This is a genomic window from Brenneria roseae subsp. roseae, assembly GCF_003115845.1.
Classification (GTDB): Bacteria; Pseudomonadota; Gammaproteobacteria; order Enterobacterales; family Enterobacteriaceae; genus Brenneria; species Brenneria roseae.
The window spans coordinates 324,827-336,994 of the sequence record NZ_KZ819023.1 but is presented as its reverse complement, the minus strand read 5'-3'; the positions used below and the strand labels follow the sequence as shown (position 1 = coordinate 336,994).

Here is a 12,168-nt window from a genome sequence, read left to right as displayed (position 1 = left end):
GGGGTTACATGTTAAAACATCTCAACCATGATGAAAAAAAACGCATGCAAACTCTCGATGGACTCAAAAATCTTGATATATCTCAAGATGATATCCTTAATAAAATCACCGATCTGACTTGTCAGCTGCTAAAAATGCCAACGTCGCTGATTACGATTAGTGGCACAAAGAAACAACACATTAAAGCCAGGACTCATTTCGCTCTGACCGAAATGGAAAAAGTCGGATCATTCGATCATTTTGTGGTGCAGACAGGAAATATATTGATATGTAAGGATGCATTACAGGATAAGCATTTTAAAAACAGTCCATATGTGACCAATGCGCCGCAGATTCGCTTTTACGCGGGGATACCTCTCATCACAAAAGAAGGTTATTCCATCGGTACGCTCTGCGCCATCGATTATATCCCCCGGACATTCAGCAAGATACAACTGCACACGCTCAAAGATTTAGCCGCCATTGCCATGGCGTTGATTGAATACCGCAACGCCATCGGGCTGGTTGATGCGGTAACCATGCTGCCAAACCGCCAGCGGCTGATAGAAGATATCAGCAATATGACGGATATCCATGAAAACTATCTGTTGATACTGATTGATAGCATTGATATCTCTTATGCCTATGAGATGGGGCGTTCGCTCGGCATGCCGACCGTAGAAAACATCCTGAAAGATATCGGCATGTTTCTGAGCCTGACTTTTCATGCCCATGAGAGTATTTACTGTGCGGCCGTAGGTCGTTTCGCGCTGCTGGTGAAGGCCGACATGAAAACGCAAGTGCTTGAAGAGCTGGTTTCCTGTTCAACTCGCATTCAGGACAGCATTACCAGCCATGTGCCATTAAAACTGGATCTGTTTGCTGGCTATACCGCGTTCCAGATCCCCGTGGATGAACCGCAGCGTATCCTGCGCGAATCCATGAGCGCATTGCATGATGCCATCAATAACAATGTTCGTTACTGTGCCTACAGCCCAGACAGCGATAAAATCCAGCAGCAGGCTTTCACCTTGCTCAACGAGCTGTCTGACCTATTACAGAACGACAAACCCGGTCTGTATCTGGTTTATCAGCCAAAGCTGAATGTTATGAACAATACCGTGACTGGCGCAGAAGCGTTAATCCGATGGCATCACTCCGCGTTAGGTGAAATCTGCCCGGATCAATTTATTCCATTGGCGGAAGGTACAACGCTGATGCGCCCGCTGACGGAGTGGGTCATTAAACAGACAGCCAGACAGCTAAAAATCTGGCGTCAGGCGGGACTTTTATTTCCCGTATCCATTAATGTTGCCGCCGGCAATTTTGCTGAAGACCATTTTATTGCGCGTTTAATCAATATTCTTGATAGCGACGGTTTAACTCCGCGCGATATTCAAATTGAATGTGTGGAAACACAGAAAATCATTGAAAGTTCTGAAGCACTTGCCACTATTCTGGCGTTATCAGAACATGGGTTTATTATTTCCCTTGATGATTTTGGCACGGGCTACAGCAATTTAAACTATCTGAAGAATATTCCGGCCACGGTCATAAAACTGGATAAGTCGCTGATAAAAGATATTAAAACTGATAAGAATAGTCGAATTATCGTCGAATCCATCATCAGTATGCTGCATAAACTCAATTATTTGGTACTGGCGGAAGGCGTCGAGGATAAAGACACGCTCGACTATCTGATCCAATTAGAGTGTGATGAAGTTCAGGGCTACTATTTTTCCCAGCCGATGTTACCGGAGGCATTCACCACCTGGTTAGCGCTTCATAAAGCTCAGTAACGCACGTTGTCACATCGCGTGCATCACGTCATAAAAATACCGTAATAACCAGCAGGATTTTAAATACGTTATGACCATTTTTGATAATCAGCAGGACCTGGACGATATTCGGCAAGCCATTGCATTGCTGGAAGCGCCTTCAATCACCATTCAGCTGGCGAATTTAGTGGGGGGGCCGATTGAATGGAGTTTGTCTAAACTTCCGGGGTTTGTAAAAAACAAAGTGCAGGATGTGGTTCATGCCGCGCTGCATAAATCGGTCGATGCCGCGTTATATACGCTGGATGACGCGCCAAAGCGCGCCTCATCGCCAAAGACCCATAAGCTGGCCGCGGCAACATCAGGTGCGGTCAGTGGCTTTTTCGGGGCAGCAGGATTGATGGTCGAACTACCCGTCAGCACCACGATCATGATGCGAGCCGTTGCGGATATCGCCCGCAGCGAAGGTTTCTCGCTGAGCGACTTTTCAGTTAAAGCGGCCTGCGTAGAAGTCTTCGCGCTGGGGGGCAAAACCAAAAGCGATGACGCCGCCGATTCGGCCTACTACGCATCGCGCGCGGTTCTTGCCGATATCACGAAACAGACCACCCGTGAACTGGTAGACCTCGCCAGCAAGAAAGGCGCGGAAAAAGCCTCGGCAAGGATCACCACATCACAGGCCGGCAGGACGTTGGCCAGGCTGATCGACGCCGTTGCGACACGGCTGGGCATTACCATCACGGAAAAAATGGCCGCCCAAATCGTTCCGGTCATCGGCGCCGCCAGCGGCGCGGCAATCAATACCCTGTTCATTCATCATTATCAGAACATGGCGCGAGGCCATTTCATCATCAAACGGCTGGAGCAAAAATATGGTGAAGAAGAAATCAAATCGGTATATGTGCGGTTAAAAGACTAAAATAGTCAGAGATTATCTCTGGAACCGATTGATTATGCGTTGAAATTGTATAATGTCGTTTTAACAAACAAGGTTTGTTGATTTTTATTTTTTTCTAAAGATGCTATAGAGGGATTAATATGGCTAATATTATTTACATGACGGTAAATGGGAAAAAACAAGGACTAATTTCTGCTGGATGTTCAACTTTTGACTCAATAGGTAATCGATATCAGATCGGCCATGAAGATGAGATATTTACTCTCGCATTCAGACATACAATAACGAGAGATCAAAATGTAAAACATAATCCAGTTGAAATAATTAAGTTAGTGGATAAATCATCACCGTTATTGGGTGTTTCTATATCTGAAAATGAAATACTGGAATGCATTTTTGATTTCTATAGAAGCTCGGCGGAAGGGGCATTGAAAAAATATTATACAATAAAACTGAATAGTGCATCTATCGCAAATCTTTCAGTGGATTATCCACACTCTTTGACTCATGCAGATAAACAACCTCACGAGGTTGTTTTATTTTATTATAAAGATATTATCTGGACAAACCATGCAACAGGGACATCAGGTTATAGTATATGGGAGGATAGAATACATTAATAATTAATCAATTCATGAACAGCATTGATTAAATTATCCATTGATGGGATATCTATGCCAGATATCCCATGAACATAAACGTCGGAGCGAATATCAGTATATATAGTAAATGTAACATAGTATGTGTCAAGTTTATTTTTCCCAAATATTAGTTTTAGCATCCCCTCATCTGGAGAAAATAAATATATTGATTCATCGTCACTAGCTTTCAACTTCAACAATTGTGTATGTAATTCGATTAGGTCACATACAAAACACCCCCATTTTGCACTAAAATTGAGTCCCTTTGATTTTATCTCAATATACATATCCAACCAACTATCATATTGCGTACCCCCTTCTCCTTTATTTTTAATCTTTTCAATAGGATATATGAAAAAATCGGTATCATTATCTTGAATATGAATCATAAACCCTCCATCATTTATATAAAAAATGGTCCTAAAAAGACAATATCAAACGGGTCTATAAGTGGTGATTCCAAAGGTAGCTCGTGGAGAGTGACAAATTTACCATCTATGTCATAGATATCATAAACTCCTCCTCTGGATGGCCCTATATATCCTATACACATTCCCGTATCTTCATCTATAATTGGTGAAGTGTGTGGTGGCAAAGGACTTTCAGGAACTATTGAGAAATAGTCGTTAGCACTAAGAGGTGATTTAAAATCATATATCCGTCCTGAACTCTCAAAATCTAAATATCCATTTTTCTCTAAAAAAGCATCCATAGTGTACCCTCTTAATACTGAAATATGGAGAAAATAGCTCCCATTAGTGTTTTATAGTTCCAGTTTCAGATGAAAGTTTACTGCCTCCACGTGCGAATTTCATCGAAAATTAATATAGAGCAAAGATGAATAATCAACAACATTATTTAAAAATAAGGTTAGTACATGAGTTAAGCTGCCTACAACCCCGTCTGCTCCATCGCCTGTAGTATCCGTTTTTCTGAAATGGGAAATGGCGTTCCTAACTGCTGAGCAAAGTAGCTCACGCGCAGTTCTTCAATCATCCAACGGATCGCTTTCACCTCATCATCGTCACGCCGTTCGGCTGGCAGTTTATTCCACCATTGCTGCCAGGCCTGCTGCACCTGCTCCACCTTCAGCATCTGTGCCCGATCGCGGTGAGCGTCCTGCGCCAGTTTTTCCAGCCGGCGCTCAATCGCCTGCAAATAACGCAGTACGTCAGGCAGTCGATGCCAGCCATTGTCGGTAACGAAACCGCGGAACACCAGTCCATTGATCTGGTTTTTAATATCACTCAGCGCCAGCGCCAGCGTCATATCAATGCGCCCTTTCAAGCGCTTGTTGATAGCAAACACCGTCGTCAGAATCTGTTCCACCTGTTTGGCGATATCCACCACCGTATCGTTAAGTTCCGCGCGCACTTTTTCATGCAATTTCTGGAAAGCGTCTTCCTGCCACACCGGACCGCCAAATTCGCTAATCAACTTATCGACAGCACAGGCGATACAGTCATCAATCAGATCGAGTACTTTACCGTAAGGATTAAAGTACAGCCCCAGCTTTGCCTTATTGGGTAACTTCTCATGCAGGTACTTGATTGGCGAAGGAATATTCAGCAGCAGCAAACGCCGTAGCCCCTGACGCATCACCTGCTGTTGCTGATGGGGCGTATCAAACAGGCGAATCGCCACACTGTCCTTTTCATCCACCAGCGCCGGGTAGGCTTTTACCGAGTAACCGCCCCGCTTTTGCTCATAGCAATCGGGCAGAGAACCAAAACTCCAGACGTGCAGGTTGTGCTGTTCCAGCCCGTCATCCGCCACGGCGGAAAGCGTCTGCTGCACTTTATCTTTCAGTTGATCTTTCAGCGCATTCAGGTCCTTCCCTTCACGCAATAGGCGATTTTTTTCGTCCACCACGCGAAACGTCACTTTCAGATGATCGGGCACCTGTTCCCATTGCCACTCGTCACGCGGCACGGTGACGCCCGTCATCAACCGCAATTCACGCTCCAGCGACTCCAGCAGGCCTTTTTCCAACGGCGTCGCTCGCGCCAGAAACGCTTCGGCATAATTGGGGGCCGGAACAAAGTTACGGCGCATCGGTTTCGGCAACGATTTGATCAAGGCAATCACCAGTTCACGACGCACGCCGGGAATTTGCCATTCAAATCCCTCATCATGCACCTGATTGAGGATCGGCAACGGAATATGGACCGTCACGCCATCGGCGTCCGTCCCCGGTTCAAACTGATAAGACAGGCGCAGCTTCAGGTTGCCCTGATGCCAGAAATTCGGATAATCCAGCGCGCTAATCTTGTCCGCGCCGTCTTTGATCAACATGCTTTTTTCAAAGTTCAGCAGATCGGTATTCTGACGGCTGGCCGTTTTCCACCACTTGTCAAAATGGCGGGCAGAGATGATGTCGCGCGGCAAACGGCGATCGTAAAAGGCAAACAGCGTTTCATCGTCCACCAGAATGTCGCGGCGACGCGATTTATTCTCCAGTTCCTCGACTTCGGCCAGCAATTTCAGGTTGGCGCGAAAAAACGCATGCTGCGTTTGCCAGTCGCCTTCCACCAGCGCGTGGCGAATGAATAATTCACGCGCCAGTACGGGATCGATCTGGCTGTAATTCACTTTACGCGCCGCCACAATCGGCAAGCCGAACAGCGTGACTTTTTCCTGCGCCATCACCGTTCCCTGCGCTTTTTCCCAGTGCGGATCGCTATAGCTGCGCTTGATCAGGTGCTGGGCCAGCGGCTCAATCCATTCGGGCTCGATGCGGGCCGCGATACGTCCCCACAGCCGGCTGGTTTCCACCAGTTCGGCCACCATCGTCCATTTAGGCGGTTTTTTAAACAAGCCTGAACCGGGGAAGATGGCGAAACGCGCATTGCGCGCCCCGCTGAACTCCTGTTTTTCAACATCTTTCTGACCGATGTGCGACAGCAACCCCGTCAACAGCGCGCAGTGAATACTGCGATAATCGGCAGGCTCGCTGTTTACGGGTATCCCCAGTTCTTTCACCACCTGACGCAGTTGCGTGTAGATATCCTGCCACTCGCGCACGCGCAGATAGTTCAGATAATCACTGCGACACAGCCGGCGGAACTGGCTGGAAGAGAGCGCTTTTTGTTGTTCGCGCAGATAGTCCCACAAATTGACGAACGCCAGAAAGTCGGAGTCTTTATCGGCGAAACGCCGATGTTTTTCGTCTGACGCCTGTTTTTTATCCAACGGCCGCTCGCGGGGATCCTGAATGGACAGGGCGGCAGTCATCACCATCACTTCACGCACACAGCTCGTATTGCGGGCTTCCAGCACCATTCGCGCCAGACGGGGATCGATAGGCAGTTGCGCCAGTTGGCGCCCCTGCGGCGTCAGTTGGTAATGACCGTTTTCCGCCAGTTGAATCGCGCCCAGTTCTTCCAGCAGCCGCACGCCATCCTGAATGTTACGTTTATCCGGCGCCTCAACAAACGGAAACGCCGCGATATCCCCCAATCCCAGCGCCGTCATCTGCAAAATAACGGACGCCAGATTGGTGCGCAGAATTTCCGGATCGGTAAATTCCGGGCGCGACAGGAAATCCTGCTCGGAGTAGAGACGGATACAGATCCCGGCAGCGACACGGCCACAGCGCCCTTTACGCTGATTGGCCGACGCCTGGGAAATGGCCTCAATCGGCAGACGCTGTACCTTGGTTCGAAAGCTATAGCGGCTAATTCGCGCCGTTCCGGGGTCAATCACATAGCGAATTCCCGGCACCGTCAGCGACGTTTCAGCCACGTTGGTCGCCAGCACAATACGTCGCCCGTGATGTGACTGGAAGACCCGGTTCTGCTCCTGATTGGACAACCGGGCATACAGCGGCAGGATTTCAGTATGCGGCAAATCCAGTTTGGTCAACGCATCGGCCGTATCGCGAATTTCCCGCTCACCGCTCATAAAAATCAGAATATCGCCCGGCCCTTCCCGGCCCAGTTCATCTACCGCATCAAAGATGGCTTGGAGCTGATCGCGATCGCTGTCCGCGGCTTCTTCCACCACCGGCCGATACCGTACATCCACCGGGTAGGTGCGCCCGGACACTTCAATGATTGGCGCATTATCAAAATGGCGGGAAAAACGTTGGGGATCGATAGTCGCGGAGGTAATGATGACTTTTAAATCAGGACGCTTCGGCAGAAGCTGGCGTAAATATCCCAGAATAAAATCGATGTTCAGGCTGCGCTCGTGCGCTTCATCGATAATCAGGGTGTCATACTGCATTAACAACCGATCCTGCTGAATTTCAGCCAGCAGAATGCCGTCGGTCATCAGTTTGACCAGCGTATTATCCCCCACCTGATCGTTAAAACGGACTTTATACCCCACGCTGCCGCCCAACGGCGTTTCCAGTTCGGCCGCGATGCGATCGGCCACCGTTCTGGCCGCCAGCCGACGTGGCTGAGTATGACCGATCAAGCCGCGCACGCCGCGGCCCAACTCAAGACAAATCTTCGGAAGCTGCGTGGTTTTCCCCGAACCGGTTTCCCCCGCCACGATGATGACCTGATGCTCGCGCAACGCATTCAGAATAGCGTCTTTCTTCTGGCTGACAGGCAACTGTTCGGGATAATGAATAGCCGGGCAGCCAGCACGCCGATTGTCCACCTTCTGGCGCGCGGCGGCGATCTCCCCCTCAATTTCCTGAGCAATCGCCGCCTGAGCCTGTGGGTTGCCAACTTTTGCCGCCCCCTGTAAACGACGGCGCAGGCGTTGCTGATCGCGGAGCATTAACTCACTTAACTGCGTAGATAATGCGTTGAGCGGTGATTTCACGTGGCTATTCCTTAATACTTTTTCATGTTACGGGCTTTCCCAGGCGATAAACCCTGTCTACGCCCTGATTCCGGTCGCTTAAACCGGAATATTTTCCGGCGTGCATGGTAGCACAACACCCGCCGGGGCTCTAACCACGCCGACGCCCCCTTATTCAATAAAATCGAACAAAGCGCTCGAATATTTGCACTTTCAACCCCTATGGCGCGCGCATAAGATGAAACACATCAAAAGACGCCACAATATGTGTCCGACTTCAATCAACGTAAGGAATTGGCAATGAGCAAAGTTTTGATTCTGAAATCAAGCATCCTGGCAGATTTTTCTCAGTCCAGCCAACTGGCAGACTACTTCAGCGCCGAGTGGCAAGCTGCTCACCCTGCTGACAGCATTACCGTTCGTGATTTAGCCGCTCAGCCGATCCCCGTGCTTGATGGTGAACTGGTTGGTGTTCTGCGTCCTTCCGACGCCCCGCTGACGCCTCGTCAGCAGGAAGCCTTAACGCTGTCTGATGCGCTGATTGCCGAGTTGCAGGCGCATGACGTTATCGTTATCGCCGCGCCGATGTACAACTTTAATATCCCGACGCAATTGAAAAACTACTTCGACCTGATTGCCCGCGCTGGCGTGACATTCCGCTATACCGAGCAAGGTCCTGAAGGTCTGGTGAAAGGTAAACGCGCCATCGTACTGACCAGCCGCGGGGGTATCCACAAGGGTACGCCGACCGATCTGCTGGAACCCTACCTGCGCGTGTTCCTGGGCTTTATCGGTATCACCGATCTTGAGTTTGTTTTCGCCGAGGGTATTGCTTACGGCCCGGATGTCGCCAAAAAAGCGGCTGAAGATGCAAAAGCGCAACTGTCCCAGTTTGCCGCTGCGTAATCGCGTTTAACCCCGTTAACTCATCATTAACGAACTACCCTGTTATTAATTTTGTGCTTTGGAAGTCTTATTGCGCGCCTTCAGGCGCGCTTTTCTTTATCTCTTCACCCGCTGCGTTATCTGATTTTTCCAGTAATTGCGTGGCCTCTTTATCCGCCCGGATATGAATTTCATGCTCAATCTTGACGTTCATATTGATCGTGATCGGTTCTTTAGGCGCGGCCACTTCAATACGCGGCACACAGCCCGCCAGCAAAAATACCGCACAGACACCTGCCGGCATAACACCACCATGCTTCATGGCTCTACCCTGAATTTATTCATTCGCCCGTTGCTCCAACGTATCGTGCAAATTATCGCCAAAACGTAAACTCCGCCACAGCTGGAAAATATTCTCCTGATGACGATAGTTGAGAATGACTTGCCTATCCGCACTTAACAGCGGATTTTTCCCCTGAATCTGCGAAACCAGCGTCAGTTCGCCCTGATTACTCAATTCCACTGTGGCATAGGAACGCCCAATTTCCAGATAACGCATCCAGTTAATCGCTGCGCCGCTGGCCAGATTTTTACTCTCCAACTCGTCAGCCAGCAGTTTATCCAGCCGAAGCGTCAGAAAACGATCGTTGGTGAAGCGCCCGCCCTGAATCAGCATGTCAGGGTGGTTAAAATTCAGTGGCAGCACACCGCTCACCCGTCCCGACATCGCAAACTGTTTCAACTTCAACGCCGTTATCAGTTCACTGAGCTCCACGCTTTTCACGGTGAACAGCGCATCTTCCCGCTGCGGCCACTGCATGGCCGAAAGGCTGATATGCCCGCCCAATACGTCCATCTCCGCCTGCGATATCGTCAACGGCAATTTTTCGCTGTACGGATAAAATCCCCGCAGATCAACGCGGATATCCGTCATCCGGAACAGGTTATCCAGCATAGCAATTCGCAACGTGACGGGTTGTTTGATGCCGAGTTCCCAACGCTGATTTTTCAGTCGGTAAGGCAGCGCAAAATTGACACCGCCGACTTCGCCGTCCTGCAACCATAGTCCTCCGTTGCTCACCACCCAATGCCCGCCGGCGCTGAATCCCTCTCCCTGCGCCGCGGAAAACGCGGCCTGTGCATGGAACTGTCCTGAACGAATGTTCATTTTCAGTTTCGGCGATAGCAACGGCTGAAAAACGGTTAGTGGCTGACGTGGCCACCAGGCATTGCCGCGTAAACGCTCGCCATCCCAGCGCCCGCGCAGGGACACCGGACCAATATTTTGCGCCTGTAATTGTCCCTTTATCAGGAAATCATCGGGATCCCGCCCTTGCAGGCCGAGAGTCATCAACGTTGGAGGAAGATAGCCGCCGTTGCTGAAATCGACTTGTTCCGATGCCAGCTGTAACGCGCCCTGAAAATATTCTCCTGAACGGGCACGCTGCCAGCGTAAAGGTTCAACAATCGTCAGACGTGGTTGGTGAACCATCACCAGTCCGTAACCAAGCTGATCCAATCCGCTCGACAATTGGCTCACTTCGATTAGCGAGTCCTGCCAGCGACCCCGTCCCGCCACATCCCATTTCCCTTTTAGCGGCGGCAGTTGCCCGCTTCCCCAATATCGCCACTGCCACTGCCCTTTGTCGGGCCAGAAATCCTGCGCTTGTCCATCCAGATGCAGGTCGAATCGGCCCCAGTACGTATGATGCGCCTTGACGATGGCCTGCAACCGTCCATTCACCCCGGTTGAGCTGATTCGCACTCCGGCTAACGGCCAACGCGCTTCCTCAAGCCGGACCTGCGATCCCAGCGGGCCCCAGGCTCGCAGCAACGCCCCCGGTAAGATCGATAGCTCCGGATTTAATAAAGAACCTTGCAGAACCCCCGGCAGCGACGCCGTTAAAGACAAGTCAGACAGGTTAGCCTGACCGGTTAACTGAAAACGCAATTCACTGTTGATCAGCCCAAGCTGACCCGGTCCCAACACCAGAACGGCGTTGGCCTTGCCGTTATGCCCCTGCGTCAACATGTTCATGCGCGCATCAATGCGCGTTTTTTCCAGCCCTTGCCGCCAGTTTTGCAACGTAAGTGAAATCCGTCCCGACAGCGGTTGTGCGGCGTAAGGCCAGCGCCAGACACCGTTACTCACCTGTATCTGCTCTGCGGTTAACTGCCATGGCAGCGAGACCAGCGGCTCATTATCGCCCTCCGCCTGTAGCGAAAGCTCCCCTTGCTGGTGCCGCCAGCTTAGCCGCATGGATACCGGCTCGGGCGTTTGTCCGGTAACCAGTTGACCGTTCAGCACGCCCTGCACCGGCGCCTGCGTTAGCGTATCCGCCAGGTCGATCTCGCCGCTCAATTGCAAACGAACGTCCCCCGCCGGCGTCGCCAGCATGCCTTTGCGTAAAACCAGGTGCTGTTGGTTCAGTTCCGTCTGAAACGCCAGCTGATCGCCTTGATAATGCAGCGTCTGTCGTTGGTTGCCATCGGTACTGAACTGCGCTCGCCCGGCGTAATCCCGCCAGGGTTGAAGCGTCACTTTTTCAATCGTGACATCCGCGGCTGGCAAACGCTGTTGCCACTGGGCCAGCCGTATGGGCGTCGTGTTGTCGTCAGATGCCAGATGCGGCAGGCAATCGCTATTCAACGTGACGGCATCGATATCGATCGTCCATCGTCCGGACTGCCGATACAGCATGATATTCTGCACATCAAGCAGCGTACATTCGCCCACACTCAGCCGGATGCCCTCGCTTTGCAGTCCCCGCTCATACCAAACCGGCGGTGAATGCAGCGTCAAAGACATTTCTGCGGGTAACCAGATCCCCGCAATGCGTGGCAACCACTGTGGCATAGTCCGCCACGACACGAATAACAGCAGGAGTATCAGTGCCGCGCCGGGTAACGCGTATTTTTTAATCATTAATAGAGATTATGCATTCGATGAGATCCCGCCCAAACCTGCGCCGTTTTCGGTTGTTTATGTTCTATACATTTTTTGCTCATTACGTTAACAGGTAGACTCCTTTCAGCTCACACTTGACGCCAAATGCGATACTTTTTTGTTACCATTTTATGATAATGTCGTTACTTATCGTTATTTTTTGTAATGTGTTTGCGCATATTCTTTCTGTCAACGTGCCATGGATCTCGTGTGTTGCTTACAACGAGCGAGCCCCAGACAGGGACGAATAAGACAGCCAACGCACCAGCAACGAGAAAGATG

Annotated in this window: 9 protein-coding genes; 4 read left to right on the top strand and 5 right to left on the bottom strand. The window is 50.3% G+C overall.

Annotated elements, in window-relative coordinates; all coding sequences use genetic code 11:
- Positions 1-8 precede the first annotated feature (8 nt).
- The 3 genes from DDT52_RS03790 (at position 9) to DDT52_RS03780 (ending at position 3,275) form a co-directional block, all read left to right on the top strand.
- Positions 9-1,778, top strand: coding sequence for a sensor domain-containing diguanylate cyclase (locus tag DDT52_RS03790; protein ID WP_136155167.1), 1,770 nt, complete (start codon positions 9-11; stop codon positions 1,776-1,778).
- A gap of 70 nt (positions 1,779-1,848) precedes the next feature.
- Complete coding sequence (locus tag DDT52_RS03785; protein ID WP_136155166.1) at positions 1,849-2,676, top strand: EcsC family protein; 828 nt, start codon at positions 1,849-1,851, stop codon at positions 2,674-2,676.
- A 119-nt stretch (positions 2,677-2,795) separates the two neighbouring features.
- Complete coding sequence (locus DDT52_RS03780) at positions 2,796-3,275, top strand: Hcp family type VI secretion system effector (RefSeq protein ID WP_136155165.1); 480 nt, start codon at positions 2,796-2,798, stop codon at positions 3,273-3,275.
- Here DDT52_RS03780 and DDT52_RS03775 read toward each other — a convergent pair.
- The 3 genes from DDT52_RS03775 to hrpA form a co-directional block, all read right to left on the bottom strand.
- Entirely contained in the window at positions 3,272-3,685 is a 414-nt protein-coding gene (locus DDT52_RS03775) for a hypothetical protein (RefSeq protein ID WP_136155164.1), read from the bottom strand. The two genes, DDT52_RS03780 and DDT52_RS03775, sit on opposite strands and share 4 nt — an antisense overlap.
- Before the next feature lie 14 nt (positions 3,686-3,699).
- Positions 3,700-4,008: a hypothetical protein gene (locus tag DDT52_RS03770; RefSeq protein ID WP_136155163.1), complete on the bottom strand. Its 309-nt coding sequence runs from the start codon at positions 4,006-4,008 to the stop codon at positions 3,700-3,702.
- Between the two features lie 179 nt (positions 4,009-4,187).
- Complete coding sequence (gene hrpA, locus DDT52_RS03765) at positions 4,188-8,075, bottom strand: ATP-dependent RNA helicase HrpA (RefSeq protein ID WP_136155162.1); 3,888 nt, start codon at positions 8,073-8,075, stop codon at positions 4,188-4,190.
- A gap of 279 nt (positions 8,076-8,354) precedes the next feature.
- Here hrpA and DDT52_RS03760 point away from each other — a divergent pair, with 279 nt between their 5' ends.
- Entirely contained in the window at positions 8,355-8,960 is a 606-nt protein-coding gene (locus DDT52_RS03760) for an FMN-dependent NADH-azoreductase (RefSeq protein WP_136155161.1), read from the top strand.
- Positions 8,961-9,027: 67 nt separating this feature from the next.
- On the opposite strand, the gene DDT52_RS03755 is transcribed toward DDT52_RS03760, so the two are convergent.
- Both DDT52_RS03755 and DDT52_RS03750 read right to left on the bottom strand, forming a co-directional pair.
- A complete protein-coding gene (locus DDT52_RS03755; RefSeq protein WP_247595469.1) occupies positions 9,028-9,261 on the bottom strand; it encodes a YnbE family lipoprotein in 234 nt (77 codons plus the stop codon).
- 15 nt (positions 9,262-9,276) lie between these two features.
- Complete coding sequence (locus tag DDT52_RS03750; RefSeq protein ID WP_136155160.1) at positions 9,277-11,865, bottom strand: YdbH family protein; 2,589 nt, start codon at positions 11,863-11,865, stop codon at positions 9,277-9,279.
- Between the last annotated feature and the right edge of the window lie 303 nt (positions 11,866-12,168).

What these genes read in the sequence shown, in the direction of transcription:
- DDT52_RS03790 (WP_136155167.1), top strand. Translation starts at nt 9, where the DNA reads ATGTTAAAACATCTCAACCATGATGAAAAAAAACGCATGCAAACTCTC.
- DDT52_RS03785 (WP_136155166.1), top strand. Translation starts at nt 1,849, where the DNA reads ATGACCATTTTTGATAATCAGCAGGACCTGGACGATATTCGGCAAGCC.
- DDT52_RS03780 (WP_136155165.1), top strand. Translation starts at nt 2,796, where the DNA reads ATGGCTAATATTATTTACATGACGGTAAATGGGAAAAAACAAGGACTA.
- DDT52_RS03775 (WP_136155164.1), bottom strand. Translation starts at nt 3,685, where the DNA reads ATGATTCATATTCAAGATAATGATACCGATTTTTTCATATATCCTATT.
- DDT52_RS03770 (WP_136155163.1), bottom strand. Translation starts at nt 4,008, where the DNA reads ATGGATGCTTTTTTAGAGAAAAATGGATATTTAGATTTTGAGAGTTCA.
- DDT52_RS03760 (WP_136155161.1), top strand. Translation starts at nt 8,355, where the DNA reads ATGAGCAAAGTTTTGATTCTGAAATCAAGCATCCTGGCAGATTTTTCT.
- DDT52_RS03755 (WP_247595469.1), bottom strand. Translation starts at nt 9,261, where the DNA reads ATGAAGCATGGTGGTGTTATGCCGGCAGGTGTCTGTGCGGTATTTTTG.
- DDT52_RS03750 (WP_136155160.1), bottom strand. Translation starts at nt 11,865, where the DNA reads ATGATTAAAAAATACGCGTTACCCGGCGCGGCACTGATACTCCTGCTG.